This is a genomic window from Agromyces rhizosphaerae (assembly GCF_027925245.1).
Lineage (GTDB): Bacteria > Actinomycetota > Actinomycetes > Actinomycetales > Microbacteriaceae > Agromyces > Agromyces rhizosphaerae.
In genome coordinates, this window is the sequence record NZ_BSDP01000001.1 from 1,295,460 (window position 1) to 1,320,086 (window position 24,627).

General features: G+C 72.3%; 22 protein-coding genes. 5 read left to right on the top strand and 17 right to left on the bottom strand.

Features of this window, described 5'->3' with window-relative positions:
* Positions 1-8 precede the first annotated feature (8 nt).
* Complete coding sequence (locus tag QMG39_RS06140) at positions 9-1,370, bottom strand: FAD-binding oxidoreductase (RefSeq protein WP_281883117.1); 1,362 nt, start codon at positions 1,368-1,370, stop codon at positions 9-11.
* Positions 1,371-1,517: 147 nt separating this feature from the next.
* A complete protein-coding gene (locus tag QMG39_RS06145) occupies positions 1,518-2,381 on the bottom strand; it encodes a DNA-methyltransferase (RefSeq protein ID WP_281883119.1) in 864 nt (287 codons plus the stop codon).
* 93 nt (positions 2,382-2,474) lie between these two features.
* Here QMG39_RS06145 and QMG39_RS06150 point away from each other — a divergent pair, with 93 nt between their 5' ends.
* On the top strand, positions 2,475-2,978 hold the full coding sequence (locus tag QMG39_RS06150) for a flavodoxin domain-containing protein (RefSeq protein ID WP_281883121.1): 504 nt from the start codon (positions 2,475-2,477) through the stop codon (positions 2,976-2,978).
* A gap of 14 nt (positions 2,979-2,992) precedes the next feature.
* Here QMG39_RS06150 and QMG39_RS06155 read toward each other — a convergent pair whose 3' ends face one another.
* From QMG39_RS06155 to QMG39_RS06185, 7 genes are all read right to left on the bottom strand, one after another.
* The gene (locus QMG39_RS06155) at positions 2,993-3,364 is read right to left on the bottom strand and encodes a hypothetical protein (protein WP_281883123.1); all 372 of its coding nucleotides are present in this window, start codon (positions 3,362-3,364) and stop codon (positions 2,993-2,995) included.
* 9 nt (positions 3,365-3,373) lie between these two features.
* Positions 3,374-4,423 (bottom strand): lipoate-protein ligase LplAB, encoded by a 1,050-nt coding sequence (gene lplAB / locus QMG39_RS06160; protein WP_281883124.1) that lies wholly within the window; start codon positions 4,421-4,423, stop codon positions 3,374-3,376.
* Positions 4,424-4,593: 170 nt separating this feature from the next.
* Positions 4,594-5,925, bottom strand: coding sequence for a glycoside hydrolase family 6 protein (locus QMG39_RS06165; RefSeq protein ID WP_281883125.1), 1,332 nt, complete (start codon positions 5,923-5,925; stop codon positions 4,594-4,596).
* Between the two features lie 248 nt (positions 5,926-6,173).
* Positions 6,174-7,022 carry an alpha/beta fold hydrolase gene (locus tag QMG39_RS06170; RefSeq protein ID WP_281883126.1) on the bottom strand — a complete coding sequence of 283 codons (849 nt, stop codon included), beginning with the start codon at positions 7,020-7,022 and terminating at the stop codon, positions 6,174-6,176.
* Positions 7,023-7,068: 46 nt separating this feature from the next.
* Entirely contained in the window at positions 7,069-7,914 is an 846-nt protein-coding gene (locus tag QMG39_RS06175) for a transglutaminase family protein (RefSeq protein WP_281883127.1), read from the bottom strand.
* On the bottom strand, positions 7,911-8,840 hold the full coding sequence (locus QMG39_RS06180) for an alpha-E domain-containing protein (RefSeq protein WP_281883128.1): 930 nt from the start codon (positions 8,838-8,840) through the stop codon (positions 7,911-7,913). Before QMG39_RS06180 ends, QMG39_RS06175 begins: the two co-directional genes overlap by 4 nt.
* Positions 8,834-10,570 carry a circularly permuted type 2 ATP-grasp protein gene (locus QMG39_RS06185; RefSeq protein WP_281883129.1) on the bottom strand — a complete coding sequence of 579 codons (1,737 nt, stop codon included), beginning with the start codon at positions 10,568-10,570 and terminating at the stop codon, positions 8,834-8,836. Before QMG39_RS06185 ends, QMG39_RS06180 begins: the two co-directional genes overlap by 7 nt.
* A 163-nt stretch (positions 10,571-10,733) precedes the next feature.
* Here QMG39_RS06185 and QMG39_RS06190 point away from each other — a divergent pair, with 163 nt between their 5' ends.
* Entirely contained in the window at positions 10,734-11,159 is a 426-nt protein-coding gene (locus QMG39_RS06190) for a MarR family winged helix-turn-helix transcriptional regulator (protein WP_281883130.1), read from the top strand.
* Positions 11,160-11,164: 5 nt separating this feature from the next.
* A complete protein-coding gene (locus tag QMG39_RS06195; protein WP_281883131.1) occupies positions 11,165-12,706 on the top strand; it encodes an MFS transporter in 1,542 nt (513 codons plus the stop codon).
* 18 nt (positions 12,707-12,724) lie between these two features.
* Here QMG39_RS06195 and QMG39_RS06200 read toward each other — a convergent pair whose 3' ends face one another.
* From QMG39_RS06200 to QMG39_RS06230, 7 genes are all read right to left on the bottom strand, one after another.
* Positions 12,725-13,909: a 4-hydroxybenzoate 3-monooxygenase gene (locus QMG39_RS06200; RefSeq protein WP_281883132.1), complete on the bottom strand. Its 1,185-nt coding sequence runs from the start codon at positions 13,907-13,909 to the stop codon at positions 12,725-12,727.
* Between the two features lie 28 nt (positions 13,910-13,937).
* Complete coding sequence (locus tag QMG39_RS06205; RefSeq protein WP_281883133.1) at positions 13,938-14,741, bottom strand: IclR family transcriptional regulator domain-containing protein; 804 nt, start codon at positions 14,739-14,741, stop codon at positions 13,938-13,940.
* An 11-nt stretch (positions 14,742-14,752) separates the two neighbouring features.
* A complete protein-coding gene (locus QMG39_RS06210; RefSeq protein ID WP_281883134.1) occupies positions 14,753-15,589 on the bottom strand; it encodes an ABC transporter ATP-binding protein in 837 nt (278 codons plus the stop codon).
* A gap of 2 nt (positions 15,590-15,591) precedes the next feature.
* A complete protein-coding gene (locus tag QMG39_RS06215; protein WP_281883135.1) occupies positions 15,592-16,443 on the bottom strand; it encodes an ABC transporter permease in 852 nt (283 codons plus the stop codon).
* Positions 16,440-17,249: an ABC transporter permease gene (locus QMG39_RS06220; RefSeq protein WP_281883136.1), complete on the bottom strand. Its 810-nt coding sequence runs from the start codon at positions 17,247-17,249 to the stop codon at positions 16,440-16,442. Before QMG39_RS06220 ends, QMG39_RS06215 begins: the two co-directional genes overlap by 4 nt.
* Positions 17,246-18,220, bottom strand: a complete 975-nt coding sequence (locus QMG39_RS06225; protein ID WP_281883137.1) for an ABC transporter substrate-binding protein — start codon at positions 18,218-18,220, stop codon at positions 17,246-17,248. The genes QMG39_RS06220 and QMG39_RS06225 overlap by 4 nt, the downstream gene beginning before the upstream one ends.
* Positions 18,221-18,432: 212 nt before the next feature.
* The gene (locus tag QMG39_RS06230) at positions 18,433-19,941 is read right to left on the bottom strand and encodes an apiosidase-like domain-containing protein (RefSeq protein WP_281883139.1); all 1,509 of its coding nucleotides are present in this window, start codon (positions 19,939-19,941) and stop codon (positions 18,433-18,435) included.
* 118 nt (positions 19,942-20,059) lie between these two features.
* Here QMG39_RS06230 and QMG39_RS06235 point away from each other — a divergent pair, with 118 nt between their 5' ends.
* The gene (locus QMG39_RS06235; protein WP_281883141.1) at positions 20,060-20,938 is read left to right on the top strand and encodes an SMP-30/gluconolactonase/LRE family protein; all 879 of its coding nucleotides are present in this window, start codon (positions 20,060-20,062) and stop codon (positions 20,936-20,938) included.
* Positions 20,939-20,940: 2 nt separating this feature from the next.
* Here QMG39_RS06235 and QMG39_RS06240 read toward each other — a convergent pair whose 3' ends face one another.
* On the bottom strand, positions 20,941-21,810 hold the full coding sequence (locus QMG39_RS06240) for an NAD-dependent epimerase/dehydratase family protein (protein ID WP_281883143.1): 870 nt from the start codon (positions 21,808-21,810) through the stop codon (positions 20,941-20,943).
* A 127-nt stretch (positions 21,811-21,937) separates the two neighbouring features.
* On the opposite strand from QMG39_RS06240, the gene QMG39_RS06245 reads away from it, so the two are divergent.
* On the top strand, positions 21,938-24,616 hold the full coding sequence (locus QMG39_RS06245; protein WP_281883145.1) for a family 78 glycoside hydrolase catalytic domain: 2,679 nt from the start codon (positions 21,938-21,940) through the stop codon (positions 24,614-24,616).
* Positions 24,617-24,627: the final 11 nt, after the last annotated feature.

The following is a 24,627-nucleotide window of genomic DNA, read 5'->3' on the forward strand; positions in this document are numbered from 1 at the left end:
CCTGTGGTTCACGACTCGACGTTGCGGTTGAACCGGAAGACGTTGTCGGGGTCGTACCGATGCTTCGCCGCGCGCAGGCGCGCGACGTCGAGCCCGGCGTGCTCGCTGCCGCCGCCGTCGCCCATGCTGAAGTTGGAGTAGCGGCCGGGCCGGGCCTCGTCCGCGATCGCTCCGTGGAACTCGCGCACCCACGCCATCGCCCGCTCGTCGTCGGCGGGGTCCGCCCACGAGCCGGCGACGATGCCGAGGTACCCCGCGTCGCGCTCGCCGAAGGCCGTCGCGTCGGCCGGCACGTCCTGCACCGCGCCATCGAACGGATACAGGTGCAGCACCGAGCTCGGCCCGGGCACGAGCGGCCCGAAGCGCCGCACGGCCTCGCCGACCGACGGGCCGATGTCGTCGAGGTACAGGGGCCGCCAGTACTGGCGGTTGCCGGCGGGCGCGGACGCGTCGTTCGCCGAGTTCAGGAACGCGTACGACACCGGGCCGACGTGCTCCGCGACCGGCTCGGCCACGTCGCGGAAGGTGCCGATACGCGCCAGCCCCTCGTCGGGATCGCCCGTCCAGCACGAGATCACGGCGAACATCGGCTCGCCCACGCGGTCGGGCGGCATGAACGGCGCCGGGCCCGCGACGTCGAGCGCCGGGAACCCGCCGTACTCGCGCGGCGCGGTGCGGATGAACTCGGCGAACCGGTCGAGCACGGCCGGAGCGTCGTCGAGCGAGAAGAAGATCGGGCCTCCGACGACCGACGGCACCTCGTGCAGCTGGAACGTGAACGAGGTCACCACCCCGAAGCTGCCGCCGCCGCCGCGGATCGCCCAGTACAGCTCGGGCTCGCTCGTCTCGCTCGCCGTCACGACGCTGCCGTCGGCGAGCACGACCTCGGCCGAGACCACGTTGTCGCAGGCGAGCCCGAACCGGCGCGACAGGAACCCGATGCCGCCGCCGAGCGTCAGCCCGCCGACCCCGGTCGTCGAGATGAGCCCGCCGGTCGTGGCGAGCCCGTGCGGTTCGGTCGCGTCCATCACGTGCCGCCAGCGCGCGCCGCCGCCGACGACCGCGGTGCGCGCATCGACGTCGACCCGCACATCGTGCAGGTCGCCGAGGTCGGCGACGAGCACGCCGTCGGCAGTGCCGAAGCCGGCCACATTGTGCGCCCCGCCGCGCACGACCAGGCCGTCGCCGCTCGCCGCAGCGGCGCGCACGACCGCACGCACGTCGTCGACGCTCGCGCAGCGCACGACGGCGGCGGGCCGCCGGTCGATCATGCCGTTGTAGACGGCGCGGGCGTCGTCGTAGCCGTCGTCGCCGGGTGCCACGACCCGGCCGTCCACCCCCGCGCGCAGGTCATCGAGTTGCACGGACATGGTGCCTCCCCCTCGTCGTGCCTGGGCCGGGGGGAAGGGGCACGCACGTGCCGGCGGCGGCAGGTCGGTCTTCGCGACACACGGTAGCGAGGCATCCGCTCGCACCGCAATGGCGGGCATGCCATCCGCATACCCGAGCGGGTGGGGTCACCCCCTCGCGACGGCCTCCTCGAACTCGACCCCGCTGATCTCGCCGAACCGGCCGCGCATGACCTCGATCGCCGCCGGGTTCTCGTCGACCAGCACGAACCTGCGCCCGAGCGCCGCCGCCACCGCCCCGGTCGTGCCGCTGCCGGCGAAGAAGTCGAGCACCCAGTCGCCCTCGCGGCTCGACGCCTGGATCATGCGGCGGATCACGCCCTCGGGCTTCTGCGTCGGGTAGCCGGTCTTCTCCTTGCCCGTGGGCGAGACGATCGTGTGCCACCAGACGTCCGTCGGCAGCTTGCCGAGCTCGACCTTCTCGGGGGTCACGAGCCCGGGTGCCATGTACGGCTCGCGGTCGACCGCGGTCGAGTCGAAGTAGTACCGCTTCGGGTCCTTCACGTAGACGAGGATCGTGTCGTGCTTGCTCGGCCAGCGCCGCTTCGACTTGCCGCCGTAGTCGTACGCCCAGATGATCTCGTTCAGGAAGCACTCGCGCCCGAACAGCGCGTCGAGCAGCACCTTCGCGTAGTGCGCCTCGCGGTAGTCGAGGTGCAGGTAGAGCGTGCCGTCGTCGGCGAGCAGGCGCCACGCCTCGGCCAGCCGCGGCTCGAGGAACCCCCAGTAGTCGTCGAACCGGTCGTCGTAGTGCACGAGGTCGCCGCGGATGCGCTCGTAGCGCTGCCCCTGGAACCCGACCACGCTGCCGGTCGCGCTGCGCACGTTCGTGGTCGGCCGGCGCCCCTGCACCCGCCCCGAGTTGAACGGCGGATCGAGGTACACGAGCGTGAACGCCGCGTCGGGCAGGCCGGGGAGCACGTCGAGGTTGTCGGCGTGGATGATCCGGTCGGGCCCGGCGAGCGGCGGCACCCGCCCAGTCTGCCGCAGTTCGCCGGTCGCGGGCCGAAGGTCCTGTCGACGTGGACGAGCGGGTCCGTAGGCTCGGCGCGGGAGGGCGGATCGATGCGCGTACTGGTGGTCGTGGAATCGGCCTGGGGGAACACTGCGGCGATCGCCGAGGCGATCGCGGACGGGCTGCGGCCCGCCGACGTCGAGGTGGTGACGACGGATGCCGCGGATGCGGCGCTGCCCGCGGACCTCGACCTGCTGCTGGTCGGCGGCCCGACCCAGGGGTTCGGCATGTCGACGCCCGACACGCGCCGGACGGCGCGCGATCGCGGCGCGCCACGAGTTCCGGAGCGCGGGATCCGCGAGTGGATCGACGCGCTCGACTCGGCGCCGCGCCGCATCCGCGTCGCCACCTTCGACACCCGCACGGTCACGCCCCGGCTGCCCGGGTCGGCGGCGAAGAAGGCGCTGAAGCAGCTCGTGGGGCTCGGGTTCGAGCCCGCGGCGAAGGCGGAGACGTTCGGCGTGCACGGGTTCGAGGGGCCGCTGGCCGACGGCGAGCTCGGGCGCGCGACCGACTGGGGCGGCTCGCTCGCCCAGGTGGTCGCGGCGGGCTGAGCTCCGGGCGCGGGTCAGTCGACGTCGAGTCGGATGCGGCCGGCGAACCGGTCGGGCGACGGCGCGCGGCGCTCGGGCTCGGGCAGCAGCTGGGGCATCGCGTCGGGGTCGGACGAGGCCGGCCCCGCGGCATCCGCCGCCTCGACGATGCCCTTGTCGCCGTCGCCGGGCAGCGGCGCGGGCGCGGGCAGGAGCGTCTGCCGGTCGAGCTCGACCTGGGCCTCGTGCTTGCGCGGCGCGAACACCTCGTCGCCGATGCCGACGAGCCCGGCGCTGCCGGACGTGCGGCCCGCCTTGTTCGAGAAGTCGATCCAGCCGAGCCGGGTCGCGACGATCACCGCCACCACGGCCACCGCGATGATCGCGGGGAGCACCCACCAGTCCACGCGGGCATCTTACGGCACGCGGTTGAGCCACTCCTCAGTCGCGAACTTGCTGGCGACCAGCGCCTCGGCCTCGGCCAGCTCCTCGGCACTCACCGTGCCGGGCGTCGCGCCGTAGAGCTGGCTGAACGTGCCCTTCAGCGCCTCGATGATGGCGCCGCGACTGAGGCCCGACTGGCTGCGCAGCGGGTCGACGCGCTTGTCTGCCGACGCGATGCCCTTGTCGCTGAGCTTCTCGCGGCCGATGCGCAGCACCTCGAGCATCTTCGCGTTGTCGAGGTCGTACGCCATGGTCACGTGGTGCAGCACCCCGCCGCCGCCGAGGCGCTTCTGCGCCGCCCCGCCGATCTTGCCGAGCGGGCTCGCGATGTCGTTCAGCGGCTGGTACGTGGCCTCGACGCCGATCGAGTGCAGGCCCTGCAGCACCCAGTCGTCGAGGAACGCGTACGAGTCGGCGAAGCTCATGCCCTGCACCAGCTCGCCCGGCACGTAGAGCGAGTAGGTGACGACGTTGCCGCCCTCCATCATCATCGCCCCGCCGCCCGAGATGCGCCGCACCACGTCGAACCCGTACTTCGCCGCGCCCTCGGGGTCGACCTCGTTGCGCACCGACTGGAAGCTGCCGATCACGACCGCCGACTCGTCCCACTCCCAGATGCGCAGGGTGGGCTTGCGTCGCCCGTCGCCCACGCGGTTCGCGAGCACCTCGTCGAGCGCCAGGTGCAGGCGCGGGGGCACGGCCGCGTCGTGCACGACCTCCCACTCGTAGTCGTGCCAGCTCGTGGCATCCGTCATCGCCCGCCGCACGGCGACCGCGACGCCCTCGGGGCTGAACCCGAGCAGGGTCGCGCCCTCGGGCAGCGCGCGGTCGATCGCGGCGGCGATGGTGCGGGCGTCGGATGCCGCGGGCAGGCCGTTCAGCGCGCCGTTGATGTCGACCAGTGCGTCGTCGGGCTCGAGGAAGAAGTCGCCCGAGACACGGGCGTTCGCGATGACGTCGCCTTCGACGTCGAAGTCCGCGACCACGAGCTTGCCGCCGGGAACCTTGTACTCACCGTGCATGCGCCCCAGCCTATTCGGGCGCGATGCGCCCGGGTGGGGTTCGCGTTGGCCAGCCTGCGTCGCGCCGGCCAGCCGTGCAGGACTGGCCCGCGACACGCAGACTGGCCGCAGCGGGCGGCGACGGATGCCCCGGGCGCGGCGTGCGGCCCGGGGCATCCGCTCGGCCCCGCCTACGGGAGCGGGGGCACCGCGTTCGCGATCAGCTCGGCCGCCATCTCGGGGAACCACACGCCCGCAGCCGGGTCGATCATGCCGCGCTCGGGGTCCTCCGGCCCGCCGGTGCCGCGGAAGCACTCGCCGTCGGACTCGCCGGGCACCTTGATCCAGAGGTAGGCGTCGATGAGGTCGACGCCGGTGTCGGTCGTCGGCAGCAGGCCGAGGCCGCGGTCGGGCGGATTGCACCAGTCCTGCACGTCGGGGTAGGTGCCGGGCGCGACGTTCCACGGGCCCACGCCGTTGCGGCTCGTGTCGATCACGTAGTGCGTCGACGGCTCGACGTCGCCGAGCGAGGCCGCGTAGCGGGAGTCGACGCCGGCCGTGTCGAGGGCCGGGTCGGATGCCCCGGAGCTCCACTCGCCGTACGGGCTCATCGCGACGCCGCTCCAGCCGGTGGCCGGCCCGCCGTTCCAGTACTGGTTGCCGCAGTCGCCGACGCCTCCGCCGAGCTCGGTGAGGAGGGCGATGCACGACGAGATCCAGCGGCCGTACGCCTCGAGGTTCGCCGTGTACTGGTAGTTCGACGCGTTCAGGTAGAACCCGTCGGCGCGCTCGACGCCCGCGCGGATCAGCCGGTCGCTGATGTCGCCGACGTTCAGCCAGCCGCTGTGCACGCCGTCGAGGTAGACCGCCGTGTTCGGCAGCGCGGCGAACGCGTCGACCGCGTGGTTCAGCATGGCGAAGCGCTCGTCGGCGGCCGTCGCGGGGTCGGCCTCCGACGGCTGGCACCACTCGGCGACGCCGTCGACCGAGGTGTACCACGGGATGATGCCGAGGCCGTCGGGCTCGAGGATCACCACGGCCTCCTTGTTGCCGATGCCCTTGGCGAAGCCGTCGATCCACGCCTCGTACTCGGCCAGGGTCGTCGCCCCGCCCGCCGAGTACTGCGCGCAGTCGCGGAACGGGATGTTGTACGCCACCAGCACCGGCACCTGCCCGGCCGCGTGCGCGTGCACGACGGCCTGCTTCACCCGCTGCTTCACGTCGATCGGCGAGCCGCCGTTGAACCAGGTGGCCGAGCCGATGCCCGCGAGCAGCAGGGCGTCGTCGCGGGCGTCGCCGGTCAGTGCGTCGGCCGCCTCGTAGGTCGTGCTCGAGGGGTTCGCCCAGAGCTCGGCGCCCGGGTGGAGCACGTCGTTCGCGGCGTGGGCCGGCTGGGCGGCGAGCGTCGCGAGGGCGAGTGCCGCGGCGGCGGCGAGGGCGGCGCGGAGTGCGCGTCGGGCGCCCGGCGGGCGGTGGTCGTCAGAGGTGGTCGTGCGGTTCCTCGTCGTCGAGGGTGTCGTCATCGGTGAACTCCGTTGTTCGGCCGCGTCGGTGCGGCGGATGCCTCGTGAGAGCGCTCTCACGACTCGATCGTACCCTAGCATCCGCCCGCCGCGCCGTGCCTGTCAAGGGGTGCGCGACCTTCGAACGTTTCATCCCTCGTGCGCTCCGCACCGTTCGGCCAGCCTGCGTCGAACCGGCCAGCCGTGCAGGACTGGCCGGCACGGCGCAGGCTGGCCGTTGCGAACGGGAGGTGGGCGGATGCCGCGGGTCAGACTCGCACGGGGAAGCGCGCGTCGAGCCACGCGAGCAGGTCGGCGCGCACCTCGGCCTGGTTGGTCTCGTTGAAGATCTCGTGCTGGGCGCCCGGGTAGACGATCAGCTCGACGTCGGTGAGCCCCGACCGGCGCGCGTAGGCCTCGGCGAGTCGCACGTTGCTGTCCTCGCCGCCCAGCGGGTCGATCTCGCCCACCATGAGGAGCAGCGGCAGCTCGGTCGGCAGGTGGCGAGCCGGACGGCCGAGCAGGCGCGCCGAGTCGACCAGCCCGAACAGCTTCTGGGTGGGCGTCGGCGTGCAGTACGGGTCGGCCATGAACGCCTCGGCGACCGCGCGGTCGCGACTCAGCCACTCGACCGGGGTCGGCCCGAGGTGCCGGAATCGCTTGTTCAGGTCGCCCGACTCCATGTGGAGCACGGTGCGGTACGCGCTGCCGGTGAGCACGACCGCGTCATGATCGTGCGGGTACTGGTTCAGCAGGATCTGCGCGACGAGCGACCCGAGCGAGTGCCCTATGAGGATGAGCGGCAGGTCGGGGTGCGCCTCGCGCGCGATGCCGGTGAGCTGGTGCACCGCGTCGATCAGCCCGCGGATGCCCCCGGGGCCGGGACGGCCCATGCGCGTGAGGTCGCCGCCGTGCTGCTCGAACCCGGTCTGCCCGTGGCCGCGATGATCGTCGGCGAACACGCTGTACCCGGCATCCGTCAATGCATCGAAGAGCAGGTCGTAGCGCCCGACGTGCTCGCCCACGCCGTGCACGAACTGCACGACCGCCCGCGGCTCGTCGGCCTCGCGGCGCAGGTAGTGGATGTGCACGCCGTGCGCGTCGGTGAACCGCTCCATGCGTTCATCCTCGCAGAGCGGCCGGGCCGCCCCGCTGTCGAAACGCTCAGGCCTCGCGCGTGATCTGCACGGTCACGAACATCTCGGATGCCCCAGGGCTCGCGTACACCCCGCGCAGCGGCGCCACGTCGTGGTAGTCGCGGCCGCGCGCCACGAGCACGTGCCGCTCGCCGATCTCGATGAGGTTCGTGGGGTCGTAGCCACGCCAGTCGCCCGCGTACCACTCGACCCACGCGTGCGACTCGCCGGTGACGGCCACGCCGAGCGGGGTGTCGTGGTTCGGGTGCAGGTACCCCGAGACGTACCGTGCGGGGATGCCCAGCGAGCGCAGCGCGCCCAGCGTCACGTGCGCGATGTCCTGGCAGACGCCCTTGCGGTGCTCCCACGCCTCGGTCGCGGTGGAGTGCACGCCGGTGACGCCCGGCATGTACTCGAGCGCCTCGCCGACGGCCTGCGCCACGGCGAGCGCCGTCTCGGCGACCGAGCCGCCGCGGTCGGCGATCGACCGGGCGAGCTCGACGACCTCGGCCGGCGGCCGCGTGGCATCCGTCTGCGTGATCTGCTCGACGAACTCGGTGGTCGAGGTCGAGAGCGTGCGCAGCTCGTCCCACGGGATGTCCACGGGCTCGTGCGGCACGGGGCGCACCTCGACGAGGCTCGACGCGGTGACCGAGAGCTCGCGGTGCGGGGTCAGCACCTCGAAGGTCGAGACGCGCGTGCCCCAGTAGTCGAGGTACGCGTGCTGTGCGGCGGCGGGACGGATGTCGAGGTTCGACGCGAGCACGAACTGCTCGCCGCCCGAGTACGGCAGCAGCCGGGCCTCGTTGTACGACGCCGTCGCGGGCTCGTCGTAGGTGAAGCCCGTGCGGTGGACGATGCGGAGCCTGCTCACGTGATCTCCCCCGTCCAGACCGGCATCCCGCTCGTCGGGAAGTATCGCTTGCGGATGGCCTCGCTCGCCGCCGAGGTGACCTCCTGGATGTGCTCCATCTTGCCCGACAGGTCGACCGTGATGTCGGTGATCGGCCGGTACTCGAGCTCGCCGCGGATCTGGCCGAGCAGGCGCCTCGCCTGGTCCTCGACCCCGACCCGGCCGGAGCGCGGGTCGATCTCGCGCAGCGCCTCCTCGGCGCGGCTCACCGAGTACAGGATCGACCGCGGGAACAGCCGGTCGAGAATGAGGAACTCGGCGGCCGACTCCGACGACGGCATGCCCCGGTAGCTGCGCAGGTACGCCTCGTAGGCCCCGCAGCTGCGCAGCAGGGTGGTCCACGACGGGCCGGATGCCTCGGTCAGCGACCGGGTCGCGAGCAGGCGCGCGGTCATGTCGGCCTGCTCGATCGCCCGGCCGAGCGAGAAGAACTGCCAGGCCTCGTCGCGGCTCGCGCCCGTGTTGGCGACGCCGATGGCGAGGGCGGCGCGGTCGCGCACCCAGCGGAAGAACTCGTGCGTCTTGTCGCTCGCGACCGTCCGCGGCATCCGCGCGTTCGTGGTGTTGAGACACTCCCAGAGCTCGGTCGAGACGATCTCGCGGGCGCGGCGGGCGTTCTCGCGGGCGCTCGCGATCGAATAGGCGATGGATGCCACGTGGTCGCGGTTCACGGCCAGCAGGTCCATCACGTCGGCGCGGTTCAGCTCGACGTCGTCGTTCGGCTCGGAGCCCATGACCGACATGAGCGACCGGCACGCGGTGTCCTCGTCGATCCACGGGTCCTCGAGCAGCAGCTGGAGGTGCACGTCGAGGATGCGGGCGGTGCCGTCGCTGCGCTCGACGTAGCGGCCGATCCAGAACAGCGACTCGGCGATGCGGCTCAGCATGATGCACCACCGCCCCTCGCCTGCTGCTGTTGCTGCTGTTGCTGCTGCAGCCGGGCGTCGGCGTCCTCGTCCTCGGGGGCGCTCGACAGCGGCGGGGCGACGTGCGCGGGCTCGACGGTCGGGCCGTTGCCGCCGATGGGGGACATGGCCTCCTCGTTCTCGAGGTCGAGGATGTTCAGCACCCCGGTGGCAGGGCCCGAGGCCTGCTCGCCGACCAGCTGGCCGGCGTCGCGGTGCACCGGGCGGGCCGTGACGGGCTCGGCCGGACCGTCGCCGACGATCCAGGTGTCCTTCGAGCCGCCGCCCTGCGACGAGTTCACGACGAGCTGGCCCTCGGGGAGGGCGACGCGGGTGAGTCCGCCGGGCAGCACCCACACGTCGTCGCCGTCGTTGACCGCGAAGGGGCGGAGGTCGGCGTGCCGGGGCCGCATGCCATCGTCGACGAGCGTCGGGATGGTCGAGAGCTGCACGACCGGCTGCGCGATCCAGCCGCGGGGGTCGGCCTGGAGCTGGGCGCGGAGCGTGGCCAGTTCCTGCTTCGAGGCATCCGGCCCCACCACCAGGCCCTTGCCGCCCGAGCCGTCGACGGGCTTCACCACGAGCTCGTCGAGTCGGTCGAGCACCTCCTCGAGCGCGCCGGGCTCCTCGAGCCGCCAGGTGTCGACGTTCGGGAGGATCGGCTCCTCGCCCAGGTAGTAGCGGATGAGGTCGGGCAGGTACGTGTAGGTCAGCTTGTCGTCGGCGACGCCGTTGCCGACGCCGTTCGCGATCGTGACGTTGCCGAGTCGCGCGGCGAGCAGCAGGCCCGGCGCGCCGAGCACCGAGTCGTGCCGGAACTGCTGCGGGTCGATGAACTCGTCGTCCACGCGGCGGTAGATGACGTCGACGCGGGTCGGGCCGGCGGTCGTGCGCATCCAGACCCGGCCGCCCGAGCAGAACAGGTCGCGCCCCTCGACGAGCTCGACGCCCATGAGGCGGGCGAGCAGGGTGTGCTCGAAGTAGGCCGAGTTGAACACGCCGGGCGTGAGCACGACGATGTTCGGGTCCTCGACGCCCTCGGGTGCGCTCGCCTGGAGCGACTGGAGGAGCCGGTTCGGGTAGTCGCCGACCGGCTTGACGCGCATCGAGACGAACAGTTCGGGCAGCGTCTGCGCCATGACGCGGCGGTTCGAGATGACGTACGAGACGCCGCTCGGCACGCGCACGTTGTCCTCGAGGACGCGCCACGCGCCGACCTCGTCACGGATCAGGTCGATGCCCGACACGTGCACGCGCACGTTGTTCGGGGTCTCGATGCCGACCGCCTGGCGGTGGAAGTGCTTGGAGGTCGAGATGAGGGATGCCGGGATCACCCCGTCGCGCACGCAGGCCTGCGGGCCGTAGACGTCGGCGAGGAACCGCTCGAGCGACACGACGCGCTGGCGCACGCCGGCCTCGACCTGGGCCCAGTCGCTCGCGGAGATGACCCGGGGCACCGCGTCGAGCGGGAACGGCCGTTCCTCGCCCGCGAAGTCGAAGGTCACGCCCTGCGCGAGGTACGAGCTCGCGAGGGCCTCCGTACGTCCGCGCAGCTCGTCCTGGGTCATCCGGGCGAGCGCGGTGTGGATCTGACGGTACGGAGGGCGCACGCCGACCTCGTCGGACGGGAACATCTCGTCCCACGGCGTGGCGCCCTTCCGCCTGCGCCGGCCCTTGCGGGTCGCAGCGTAGTCGTCGAAGAGTGTCGCCATTCGTGCAGCCTCTCAGGAAGCGATTACGGCGATGTTACCGATGGTCGCCCGACGCGCGCCGGGGGTTGACCCGCTCCGGTACCCTGCGGCCCTTCCGCCTCGCATCCCGAGCGCGGACCCTCCCGATTTGCTTAGCAAGGCTAATGAGCTAGGCTAAGCGTTCGTGCAGAAGACGATCGCGGAGCAGGGTTCCGACCTGCGGATGGCGGTGTTCCGCCTCTCGCGCCGGCTGCGGGCGCAGAAGGCCGACGACGGCATGAGCGACGGGCAGTTCGCCGTGCTCGCGGCGCTCTACGTCGACGGTGCGCACACGCTGACCGGGCTCGCCGAGCGCGAGCGCGTGTCGGCGCCCTCGATGAACCGCACCGTCAACTGCCTGCAGGACTCCGGCTACGTCGAGCGCTCGGCCGACCCCGACGACGGCCGCAAGACCAACATCTCGCTGAGCGACGCCGGCACGGCGGTCGTGAGCGAGACCGTGACCAAGCGCGACGCGTGGCTCACCGAACGCGTCAGGGAACTGCCGAAGGAGGACCGCGCGGTGCTCGCGCGGGCCGTCGAGCTGATGGAGGAGATCGTCAACCGTTGAGCGCCATGTTCCGTTCGCTCTCGAGCGTCAATTACCGGCTCTGGTTCATCGGGGCCCTCGTGTCGAACATCGGCAGCTGGATGCAGGCGACGACCCAGAACTGGGTCGTGCTCACCGAGCTGACCGACAACGACGCCGTCGCCGTGGGCGTCACCATGGCGCTCCAGTTCGGCCCGCAGCTCGTGCTCGTGCCGATCACGGGCCTCATCGCCGACCGGTTCGACCGCCGGAAGATCCTCATGGTCACGCAGACCGCGCTCATGGTGCTCGGCCTGGCCCTCGGCGTGCTGCTCATCGCGGGCCACGCCACGATCTGGCACCTCTACGCGTTCGCCCTCGCGCTCGGCATCGTGAACGCGGTCGACGCCCCGGCCCGCCAGACCTTCGTGGCCGACCTCGTCGCCGAGCACAACATGTCGAACGCGGTCGCGCTCAACTCGGCCTCGTTCAACGCCGCGCGCCTCATCGGCCCGGCCGTCGCCGGCTTCCTCATCGTGCTGATCGGCTCCGGCTGGGTGTTCGTGGTGAACGCGGTCACGTTCGTGGCGGTGCTGGGTGCACTCGCGGCACTCCGCGTCGACCAGCTCCGACCCCGGAAGCCCCGCACGCGCGGACGCGGCGACCTCGCCGCCGGCCTCCACTACGTGCGGCGCCGCCCCGACCTGATCGTGGTCTTCGCGATCGTGTTCATCCTCGGCGCCTTCGGCATGAACTTCCCGATCTTCTCGTCGACCATGGCGGTCGAGTTCGGCCGCGGCGCGGGCGAGTACGGCATGCTCTCGTCGATCCTCGCGATCGGCTCGCTGACCGGCGCGCTGCTCGCCGCCCGTCGCGACCGCGCCCGGCTGCGGGTGATCGTCGGCGCGGCCGGCGCGTTCGGCCTCGCGACCTTCGCCGCCGTCGTCATGCCGACGTACTGGAGCTTCGCCGCCTCCACGATCCTCATCGGGTTCACCGCGGTAACGCTGCTCACGACCGCGAACGGCTACGTGCAGACGACGACCGACCCCGACGTGCGCGGCCGCGTGATGGCGCTCTACATGGCGATCCTCATGGGCGGGGCACCCGTGGGCGCGCCCATCGTCGGCGCCATCGCGAACGGGCTCGGGCCGCGCTGGGCGCTGGGCGCCGCATCCGTCGCCGCCGTCGTCGCGTGCGGCATCGGACTCGCCTGGATGGTCGTCGCCCGCGGCCTGCGCATCGTGCGCGACCCGGATGCGCGCTTCGGGCTCGCGGTCACCCACCACGGGCAGGGTCGAGCGGATGCCCCGGGGCTGGTCGACGGCGTGCGCCAGCCCGCGCCGGCGATCACGAGTCCCATCGCGGTGGTCGCGGCGAACCCGCCCGAGCACTCGTGCCCGCGCACGCGCCCCGAGCCGCCCGTGCCCGCCGAGTTCTCCGAGGAGGTCGCGGTGACCTCGCCGATCCCGCTGCCGAAGCGCGGCTGGACGGCGCCGGCCGGGTCCGCGGCGCGGACCGTGCGCGGCTCCGAGCTCACGTCACGGCGTCGCGAGCCCCGTCGGAACGGCCTGCGCACCCGTCGCTAGCGCCGCCGGCGCCGAACGTCACGCGGGGTCGACCCACCCCGTGTAGCCCTCGGCGAGGTAGCGCCGCCCGGCCTCCGAGTCGACCAGCATGTGCAGCTCGGCGAGGCGCCGTCGACGCTCGAACCCGTCCTCGTCGGGCGTGGAGTGCAGCATCCGGCTCATCCAGGCCGAGAAGTGCTGCGCGCGCCAGATCCTCCGGCCGGCCCGCCTGCCGTACTCGTCGAGCAGCGTGTCGTCGGGCGTCCGCAGCCACTCCTCGAGCAGCTCGTGCAGCACCACCACGTCGCCGATCGCGAGGTTCAGGCCCTTCGCACCCGTCGGCGGCACGGTGTGCGCGGCGTCGCCGACGAGCACGACCCGGCCGAGCCGCATCGGCTCCACGACCGATGAGCGGAACCGCAGCACCGTGCGCTCCTGCACCGGCCCCTCCTGGAGCACGAACCCGTCGGGGCCCGCCACGCGGCGCTGCAGCTCGTGCCAGATGCGCGCGTCGTCCCATTCCGCGGCATCCTCGTCGGGGTCGCACTGGAAGTAGAGGCGCTGCAGCGTCGGCGTGCGCTGGCTGACCAGCGCGAAGCCGTGCTCCGACTCGGTGTACACGAGCTCGGGCGCGCTGCGCGGCGCCTCGACGATCACGCCGAACCACGCGTACGGGTACTCGTGCACCCAGGTGCGCCGCATCTGCTCGGGGAAGCCGTGCCGCACGATCGAGTGCGACCCGTCGGCGCCGACGACCAGGTCGGCGCGCACCTCGTACTCCGCGCCGTCGGGGCCCTCGACGCGTGCACCCGGCAGGTCGGACTCCGCGTCCAGCACCTCGGTGACGCGGTGCTCCCAGCGGATGTCGGCGCCGTCGGCCTCGCACCGGTCGGCGAGGTCCACGAACACGTCGGTCTGCGGGTAGAGCCAGACCGAGCGACCGACCAGCCCGTCGAAGTCGATCCGGTGCATGCGCCCGTCGAATCGCATGTCGATGCCGTCGTGCCGGTCGCCCTCCTCGATGACCCGGGTCAGGCCGAGGTCGACGAGCGTCGACACCGAGCCGGCCTCGAGGATGCCCGCGCGATGCGTGTGCGCGATCTCCGACCTGGAGCGCGATTCGACGACGACGTGGTCGACCCCGCTGCGGTGCAGCAGCGTCGACAGCAGCAGGCCCGCGGGGCCCGCCCCGATGATGAGAATCCGTGTCCGCTCAGGGGGCATCCGTCTGCTCCGTTCCTCAGGGCCGCGATCAGCGCACCCGGGTGCGGGTGCGCTGGAGGTCCAGTTCGATCTCGCGGGCCGCAGCCAGCAGGTGCGGCAGGAGATCCTCCTTGATCTCGTCGACGTCGCCGCGGCGCACCGGCGCCGAGACGTTCACCGCGGCGACGACCTCTCCGGTGATGTCCCGCAGCGGCGCGGCGACCGAGCGCAGCCCGAGCTCGAGTTCCTGGTCGATGAGCGCCCAGCCCTGCACGCGCACCGCGTCCAGCGCCTCCCGGAGCTCGTCGCGATCGGTGACCGTGCGCGGCGTGAGCGGCGGCAGCTCGACGCGCGCCAGGAACTCCTCCCGGCGCGCGTCGGATCCGGCACCGAGGATCGCCCGGCCCATCGAGGTCGCGAACGCGGGGAACCGCGTGCCCACCTCGATCGCCGCCGACATGATGCGGTACGCGCCCACACGGGCGACGTAGACGATGTCCGCGCCGTCGAGCACGGCGACCGACGACGACTCCCCCACCGTCTCCGTGAGCTGCGTGAGGTGCGGCTGCGCGATGTCCGGGAGGGAGTAGCTCGACAGGTAGGCGTACCCCAGCTCGAGCACGCGGGGCCGCAGCGAGAACTCGCGGCCGTCCGTGCCCACGTAGCCGAGCTCGACGAGCGTGTGCAGGAAGCGCCGGGCGGACGCGCGGCTCAGTCCGGTCTCGCGCGCGACCTCGCTCAGCGTCAGCGACGGCGTGAGCGCGCCGAAGGCGCGGATGACCTCCAGCCCGCGCTCGAGCGACTGCACGAAGTCGGGGTCCCTGGCCGGTTCGCCGGCCTGCTCGCCGTTCATCTCGAAGCCGCTCAGTGGGAGAGGTGCGCCTCGCCGAGCGAGCGCGCCCCCTTCTTCGCCGCCTGCACGAGCTCGTACACATGGGTGCGCAATCGCGCGAACTCGGCGTGCGACCTGGTCTCCAGCTGGTCGCGCTCGTCGCCGAGGTCGACGGTCACGTCCTCCAGCAGCACGGTCGGCCGTCCCGAGAGCACGAGCACGCGCTCGGCGAGGTAGATCGCCTCGTCGATGTCGTGGGTCACGAACACCACCGTGACCCCGAGCCGCTTCCACAGCCGCCGCACCAGGTCCTCGAGCTCGAAGCGGGTCTGCGCGTCGACCGCGGCGAACGGCTCGTCCATGAGCAGCACCTGCGGCTCGTACGCGGCCGCGCGGGCGATCGCGACGCGCTGCTGCATGCCGCCCGAGAGCTGCCAGGGGTACTTGTCCTCGTCGCCGGCGAGGCTCACCGCGGCGAGCGCATCGCGCACGAGCTCGTGCCGCCGCGCGGACGGCACGTGCTTCTCCTTCAGCGGCAGTTCGACGTTCTGCGCGACGGTCAGCCACGGGAAGAGCGAGCGGCCGTACTCCTGCAGCACGACGGCCATGCCCTGCGGCGGCGCGTCCACCACCGAGCCGGCGAGGCGCACCTCGCCGGTCGTGGGCGCGAGCAGGCCCGCGAGCGTGCGCAGGAGCGTGGTCTTGCCGGCGCCCGACGGGCCGACGACGCACACGAACTCGCCCGCCGCGACCGTGAAGCTCAGGTCGGCGATGGCCTCGACGGGCTCGCCGCGCCCGGTATAGGTCTTGCCGAGGGACTCGATCTCCAGGGTCGCCGAGTTCGCCGCGCCGTTGTCGGTGTCGGTCATGTTCACTCCCCTCCACGTTGGGACTGCAGGTACCCGTAGTACCACTTGAGGATCACGTCGGTGATGACGCGGAAGACCAGCGACATGATGACGCCGAGCAGGCCGAGCAGGATGACGCCGCCCCACATCTCCGGGATCGCGAAGCTCCGCTGGAACTGCACGATCGAGAAGCCGAGCCCGTCACGGCCCGCGAACATCTCGCTGATGACCATCAGGATGATGCCGATCGACAGCGCCTGGCGGGCGCCCGTGACGATCTGCGGGCTCGCACCGGGGAGCACGAGGTGCGTCAGTCGCCGCCGGCCGCGGAGCCGGTAGGCGCTGGCCGTGTCCTTCAGCACCGGGTCGAGCCCGCGCACGCCCTCGACGGTGTTGAGCAGGATCGGCCAGATGCAGCCGATCGCGATCACGGTGATGCGCATCTCCGGGCCGATGCCCATGAAGAGCATGAAGATCGGCACCAGCACGGGCGGCGGGATCGCCCGGAAGAACTCCAGCACCGGCTCGAGGAAGGCGCGCAGGTTGCGCCGCGAGCCGATGAGCACGCCGAGCAGGATGCCGAGCACGAGCGCGACGCCGTAGCCGGCGAGGATCCGGCCGACCGACGGGATCACGTCGGACATGAACCGCGTGTCGGCGAAGGTGTCGGCCGTGAACCACGTCTCCCAGAACGTGCCGATGATGGTCGACAGCGGCGGGTTCAGGAAGTTCGTGCTGTTCGCCGACCCGATCCACCACAGCGAGAGCAGGATCAGGGGCAGCGCGACGATCATCACGATGCGCCGCAGGAGGCCGCGGCCGCGGCCGCGCGAGGACCGCTTCGAGACGGTCTTGAGGCTCATCGTGGCGCTCATACCATCACCTCCAGCCGCACCGAGGGGTGCCAGAAGAGCGCCCGTCGCTCCGTCCACCTGGCGAGGATGTTGACGACGACGCCGAGCATGCCGGCGACGATCACGTAGGCGTACATCGACGCGACCGCGCCCGACTCGCGCGCGATCGCGAGCAGGCCGCCGATGCCGTCGAAGCTGATGAGCAGCTCACCCGTGACCGTCAGGATCAGGGCGACCGCCGCGGCGAGGCGGAGCCCCGTCATGGCGTAGGGCAGCGTCGTCGGCCAGACGACGGTGCGGATGCGGGTGAGGGTGCGGAACCGGTAGGAGCGCGCCGTGTCGCTCGCGATCGGGTCCACGTCCTGCACCCCGGCCAGCACCTGGATGAGGACCTGCCAGAACGACGCGTAGACGACCAGCAGCAGCGTCGACGCCATGCCCGTGCCGAGCAGGAGCACGGCGACGGGGATCAGGGCGACCGATGGCACCGGACGGAGGAACTCGATGGTCGAGGCGGTGAACTCGCGCAGGAACGGGATCATGCCGATGACCACGCCCAGCACGACGCCCGCGACCAGCGAGATGGCGAGCCCGATCGCCCACGTGAGCACGGTGTGCCAGAGCGCGGCCCAGAACACCGCGGTGGACGCGGACTCGGCGAGTGCGGCGAGGATCTCCGACGCCGGAGGCAGGAACCTCGGGTCGATGAGTCCCAGCCGCGGGATGAGCTCGAGGAGCACCAGGAGCGTCGCGACGCCGGCCGCGCCGAGCATCCACGCGGGGATGCCCGGCGCGGCCGCGCCGCGAACGCGCCCGGCCTGACTCACGGCAGCAGCGCCGAGTAGTCGATCTCCTCGTCGACGAGCCCGTACTGCAGGGCGAGGTCGGCGAGCAGCGCCACCGTGTCCTCGGAGAACTCGCTCTCGAAGCGCGGCAGCGTCATCGCGTCCTTCACCTCGGGATCGATGTCCGTGTAGGTGTCCAGGATGTCCGCGACGACCGCCGGGTCGGAGGACGCGAGCTCGAACGACGCCTGCAGCGCCGCCACGAAGCCCTCGACGACATCGGGGTTCGACGACGCGAAGTCCTGGCTCGTGAAGTACGCCGCGATCATGAGGTCGGGGTCGGTCTCCACGTAGTTCCAGCTCACCACGCGCGCACCCGGCAGCAGCGCCCGGGTGAGGTGCGGCTCGAGGATCCACGCGGCATCCACCTGGCCGGCCGCCAGCGCCGCGGGCATGTCGGGGAAGCCCATCTCGACGAAGTCGATGTCCGACGGGTCGCCGCCGTCCTGCTCGACCGCGTAGCGGATCGTGGAGTCGCCGATGTTGTTCAGCGTGTTGACCGCGACGGTGCGTCCGGCGAGGTCCGCGGGCGACTCGATGTCGGAGTCGTCGAGCACGGCCACGCCGCCGAAGTCGGGGTCGGTTCCCGTCGAGAAGACGCCGGCCGCGACGGCCTTGAGCGGCACGTCGTTGTACGTCGCGAGCAGCAGCGACGTGACGTTCGAGAACCCGAACTCGTACTCGCCCGAGACGACGGCCGGCACGATCGCGGCGCCGCCCTGCGCGAGCTCGAGCGTGACGTCGAGGCCCTGCTCCTCGAAGAAGCCCTCCTCGACGCCGAGGTAGATCGGCGCGACATCGACGATCGGGATGACACCGACGGTGACGGGCGTGAGCTCCGTCGTGTCGGATGCGCCCTCGTCGGTCGACGGCTCCTCCGACGAGGTGCCGCACGCCGTGAGGGCGAGCGCGGACGCGAGGGCGACCGCGGCCAGGGACAGTGACTTTCGCATTGCGTTCTCCTTCGAACTCGGCGACTCGTCGGCCGCCGGTGCTGTGCGTTGCCTTTCCGAGTCCCGGTCACCGGCGACCGGGACGCACGCTCTCCCCCTGTTTGGTCGCTCTGCGAACGAGCGTGCTCTCTGCGAACATACGTCCGCACGGCCGACCACGGAAGGGCCGGAAGGCCCATCCGGCGGATCGTGTCCGAATCGCGACCTTCGGGTCAGGCGACGCGGCGGATGCGCAGCGCGATCGCCTCGCCCGCCGGGAGCGCGACCGGCGCCGCGGCACGCGCCCACGCGTCGTTCTTCGCCACCTCGTCGATCTCGAACACGCGCCCGACGGGCGCGACCGTCATGTGCCAGGTGTCGATCACGTCGACCTCGAACCGGTCGCCGGCCTCGAGCTGCACGCCGCGCCAGCCGATCGGCAGCCGGAACACCCACTCCCCCGGCGCCTCGCGCCCGAGGTACTGGACGTAGACGCTGCCCTGCACGCCCGCGACGAACGCGTCGTCCCACCAGTTGTCGACGGGGTCGAGGCCCACGCCGTCGACCTCGTCGAGGATGCCCCTGAGGAACCCGAGCCGCGCCGGGCTCTCGCCGGTGAACGGGCCGCCCTCGACGATGTGCAGGCTGCCCGACGGGATCACGAAGCTCTCGCCGTGCGACGCGTAGCAGCCCGAGACCGTCGTGATCCAGAACTGGTGCACGAGCTGCTCGGCGCTCAGGTGGCCCCAGCGATCGGGCACGTCGCCCTCGTACTTGATCTCGTCGAGCACCACGGGCTTGCGGTACGCGTCGCGGAACAGCGACGCGCGGCCGAAGTCCTCGGTCGCCTGCCCGAGCTGCAGCGACGCGTGCGTGACCCACGGCCGGTTGTGGTCGAACAGCCGCACGAGGTTGTGGATCGACCTCGGGTGGTCGTGCGGGTCGATCTCGGCGAGGCGCAGCCCCGCGGCATCCCACCGCTCGTCGGGCCGGTCGAGCTGGTCGAACTCGTTGCACAGCGACCACCACACGTTCGGGAACGCCGAGAGCCGCGCGACCAGGTAGCGGAGGTAGGCGGCGTCCTGCTCCTCGGTGAGCCCGTCGAGGCCGAAGCGCCCGTAGTCGTAGGCGTTGTAGATGAGCACCTCGGCCTGGATGCCGGCGGCGCCCAGCGTGCGCACCGCCTCGTCCAGGCGCCGGAAGAACGCCGGCACGGGCCGGGTGACGTCCCAGCCGCCGTCGGCGTCGCGCTCGAACGGCAGCAGCTCGGGGAAGTGCTCGACGTAGCCGCCCGCCTGCGGGAACACCATGAATCGCAGCTTGTTCATGCCCGCCCCGGCGACCGCGTCGACGGTCTCGGTGAAGAGCGGCTCCTCCTGGTGCAGCCAGTTGTAGGCGGTCGCCCCGACCGGCCGGAACGGCGTGCCGTCGGCGTGGGCGAAGTGGTACGTGCCTGCGACCCGCACCGGGCCGTGCTCGCCGGGCGCCGCGGGCCCGACGTCGAACCCGCCCGTGCGGGCGTCGAGCTCGGGGGCGTGCGACTCGCTCTCCCACGACCATGCGCCCTCCTGCTCGGGTGCGAAGCGCACGAGGTAGCGGTCGTCGCCGTCCCAGAAGCCGGGCACCGTGATCGTGTCGCCGTCGGCGTGCACGAAGCGCACCCGGAGCGGCTCGACATCGGCGGGGATCGGGGTGGCCGGGCCGGCGAAGGCGAGTTCGACCGGTGCGAAGCGGGGGTGCATGGGGAGGGTGTCCTCTCAGTGTGGGTGCGGGCGACTCGGGGGTGGGTGCGGGCTACGCTGACATCGAGCGCGGCCGGGTGCGGATGCCCCGGGCGGACCGAGGGCGAAGGGAACGGGCATGACCGGAATCGGACTCATCGCCGGTGGCGCGAGGCTCGAGAAGCTCGCGTCGGGCTGCGAGTGGGCGGAGGGCCCGCTGTGGCTGCCCGAGCTGGGACGGGTGCGCTGGAGCGACATCCCGAACAACCGGATCCTCGAGTGGGACGCCGCGACCCGGCGCCTCAGCGTCTTCCGCGACGGCGCCGAGTACACGAACGGGCGCGCGCTCGACCTCGAGGGCCGCGTCGTGCAGTGCAGCCACGGCCGGCGGGCGATCGAGCGCGAGGGCGCCGACGGTCCCGAGACGCTCGTGGGGCAGTGGGCCGAGGGGCGGTTCAACTCGCCGAACGACGTCGCCGTGGCATCCGACGGCTCGATCTGGTTCACCGACCCGCCCTACGGGCTCGACCCGAGCGGGCGCGAGGGGCACCCGGCGCCGCAGGAGTACGACGGATGCTACGTCTTCCGCTTCGACCCGGCGACCGGCGACGTGGAGCCCGTCGTCACCGATCTCGTGCACCCGAACGGCATCGGCTTCTCGCCCGACGAGGGCGTGCTCTACGTGTCGGACACCGGGTCGCTCGCCGGCCACGAGGCCGACACGCACATCCAGTCCTACCCCACAGACGGCGTGCGGGTGACGGGCCCGGGCGCGCACTTCGCGAAGGTGCCGACCGGCGTCTCCGACGGGTTCGCGATCGACGAGGAGGGCCGGCTCTGGACGTCGGCGGGCGACGGCGTGCACGTCTACACGCCCGCCGGGCGGCACCTGCACCACATCCGGGTGCCCGAGGTGGTGTCGAACGTGACGTTCGGCGGCGCCGACGGGCGCGACCTGTTCATCACCGCGACGACGAGCCTGTACCGCATCGCGACGCTGACGGTCGCCGCACGCTGAGTTCATGGGGTGGCCTGCTCGGCCCTCCACCTGGCGTACTCGTCGCGCCAGAGGTGCTGCGGCTCGAATCCGAGGCGGTCGCGCGCCTTGTCGATCGACATGAGCGTCTCGAACTCGCCGAGCTGCTTCACGACCGGCACGTCGGGGTAGTGCCGGGCCGCGAGCTCGGCGGTCGGCACGGTCATGCCCGAGTCGGGTGCGGCGACGTTGTAGACCTCGAAGCCGGGGGCGGCGTGGCGCAGGGCGAGGGCGACGGCCGCGGCCCCGTCGCGCGAGTCGACGTAGCTGTGCAGCAGGTCCCTGCGGTACTCGGGGTCGCCGGCGCGCTCGAACGAGCCGTACTCGTCGGGGTCGACCACGTTGGTGAAGCGCAGCGCCGTGATGCTGAGGCCCTCGCGCCAGCCGACGAGCTGCGCGGAGATCGCCTCCTCGGCGACCTTGCCGAGCGCGTAGGTGTTGTTCGCCTCGGTGTACGTCTCGTCGACGGGGAGCGCGGTGAGGTGCGCGAAGTCGGGGAAGCCCATGGCGGTGATGCTCGAGGCGGTCACGATCGTGTCGATGCCCGCGCGCACGGCACCGTGCAGCACGTGGAACGTCGCGGTGACGTTGTTCGTGAAGGTCGCGGCATCCGGCACCAGGCCGTTGACCGGCAGTGCGGCGAGGTGCACCAGCGCGTCGAGGCCCTCGTGGCGGGCCGTCACGCCGAGCAGCGCGTCGAGCACCTGCCCGTAATCCTGCAGGTCGACGCGGGTGAACCCGAAGCCGGGAGCGCCGACCAGGTCGAAGCCGATGACGTCGTGCCCGTCGGCTCGGAGCCGCTCGACGGTCGCCCGTCCGAGCTTGCCGGAACTGCCCGTGACGGCGATGCGCATCGTGACTCCCTCGTCGATTGATCGCACCAATCCTCGCGCAGAGTTTGAAACGTGTCAATTGGCTGGCATGATGGGCAGCGACCCCGGCCCCGCACCGACGCGATGGCCGCGCACCAGGAGACCTCCCATGAGCATCGTCGTCGCTGCCCCCACGTTCGAGCACCACCGCGAGGCGCTCGGCATCGGAACCCCCGAGCCCCGCCTGTCGTGGAAGACGCAGGCGCCCGCCGGCTGGACCCAGGCGGCCTACGAGCTGCACGTCGAGCGCGACGGCGCCGACGGCGTACCCGGCACCACCGGCACGACCGGCGCCCCGTCAGCCGACGCGCCCGGCACCGCCACCTTCGCCGACGCGCCCGGAGCGCCCGCCGGCTGGACCTCCGACCCCGTGGCCACCGACGACCAGGTCCTCGTGCCGTGGCCGGTCGCCCCGCTCGCCTCGCGCGAGCGCGCCGTCGTGCGCGTGCGCGTCACCGGCGCCGACGGAAGTCGCTCCGAGTGGAGCGAGCCCGGGGTCGTCGAGGCCGGCCTGCTCGAGGCATCCGACTGGATCGCCTACCCCGTGGGCTCGGCTGCGCAGGAGGACCCGCTCGCCGAGGAGCGCCGCCCGTCGGTGGTGCGCCGCGCGTTCGCCGCCCGCCCCGGCCTCGTCGCCGCCCGCCTCTACGTCACCGCGCACGGCCTCTACGAGGTCGAGCTGAACGGCCGCCGCGTGGGCACCGACACCATGTCGCCCGGGTGGACGCCCTACAACGAGCGCCTCCGCTACCTCACCTACGACGTGACCGACCTCGTCACCGCGGGCGAGAACGCCATCGGCTCGTGGCTCGGCGACGGCTGGTACCGCGGGCGGATCGGCTGGGACACCGGGTTCCGCAACCTCTACGGCCACGACCTGTCGCTGCTCGCGCAGCTCGAGCTGCGCTACGCGGACGGCAGCACCGAGACCGTCGCGACCGACGACTCCTGGCGCGCCGCGCCCAGCCCGATCGTTCGCACCGGCAACTACGACGGCGAGCTGCACGACGCCCGCCTCGAGGAGGCCGGCTGGTCGAGCGCCGGATTCGACGACGCCGGCTGGGGACGCGTGGTCGCCGCCCGCCGCGACCCGCGCACGCTCGTCGCGCCCGACGGACCGCCCGTGCGCTGCACCGAGGAGGTCGCGCCGGTCGAGGTGCTCACCACCCCGAGCGGCGCCCGCGTGCTCGACTTCGGGCAGAACCTCGTGGGACGCATGCGGATCCGCGTGAGCGGGGCATCCGGCGACCGTGTCGTGCTGCGCACCGCCGAGGTGCTGCAGGAGGGCGAGATCTACACCCGCCCGCTGCGGTCGGCGAAGTCGACCGACGAGTACGTGCTCGCCGGGCGCGAGGGCGAGGAGTGGGAGCCGCGCTTCACGTTCCACGGCTTCCGTTACGCCGAGGTGACGGAGTGGCCCGGCGACCTCGACGCGGCCGTCGCGAACGGCGACATCGTGGCGCGGGTGTACCACACCGACATGGAGCGCACCGGCTGGTTCGACTCGTCGAACGCGCTCGTGAACCGCCTGCACGAGAACGTCGTGTGGAGCATGCGCGGCAACTTCCTCGACATCCCTACCGACTGCCCGCAGCGCGACGAGCGCGTCGGCTGGACCGGCGACATCCAGGTCTTCGCGCCGACCGCGTCGTTCCTCTACGACGTGTCGGGCATGCTCTCGGGGTGGCTCAAGGACGTCGCGCTCGAACAGCTGCCCGACGGCACGGTGCCCTGGTACGTGCCGGTCATCCCCGCGCAACGCATGTGGACGCCGATCCAGCCCGGCGCCGCCTGGGGCGATGCGGCCGCGATCACGCCGTGGACGCTCTACGAGCGGTTCGACGACCCGGGGATCCTCCGCCGCCAGTACGACAGCGCCCGCCGCTGGGTCGAGCTGCAGGAGCGCCTCGCCGGCGAGAACCGGCTCTGGGAGGGCGGCTTCCAGCTCGGCGACTGGCTCGACCCCGCCGCTCCCCCGCACGACCCGGCCGACGCCCGCACCGACCGCTACCTCGTCGCGACCGCGTACTTCGCCCGCTCGGCGGAGCGCGTGGCGCGCATGGCCGAGGTGCTCGGACTCGAGGACGACCGGGCGCGGTTCGACGCGCTGGCCGCCGAGGTGCGGGCGGCGTTCACGGCCGCGTACGTCGGGTCGGACGGCCGCATGACGAGCGACGCGCAGACCGCGTACTCGCTCGCGATCGCGTTCGACCTCGTGCCCGACGCCCTGCGCTCGGCCGCCGGCGACCGCCTCGCCGAGCTCGTCGAGGAGGCCGACCACCGCATCGCGACCGGCTTCGTCGGCACGCCCATCGTCAGCGACGCGCTCACCGAGACGGGGCATGCGGATGCCGCGTACGACCTCCTCCTGGAGGAGGGCGCGCCGTCGTGGCTGTACGCGGTGCGCCAGGGCGGCACCACGATCTGGGAGCGCTGGGACAGCCTGCGCCCCGACGGCACCGTGAACCCCGGGTCGATGACGTCGTTCAACCACTACGCGCTCGGCGCCGTGGCGGACTGGATGCACCGGGTGGTCGCCGGGCTCGCTCCGGCGTCGCCGGGCTACCGCAGCATCCGCTTCGCACCGCAGCCGGGCGGCGGGTTCACGCACGCCTCGGCCGCGCACGAGACGCCCTACGGGCGCGCGGCCATCGGCTGGCGCATCGAGGGCGGGCGGATGCACGTGCAGGTCGTCGTGCCGACGGGCGCGACTGCGACCGTGGAGCTGCCCGGCACGGAGCCCGTGGCGGTCGGCAGCGGCACGCACGAGTTCGACGTCGCCGCCTGACGCGCGGCGGC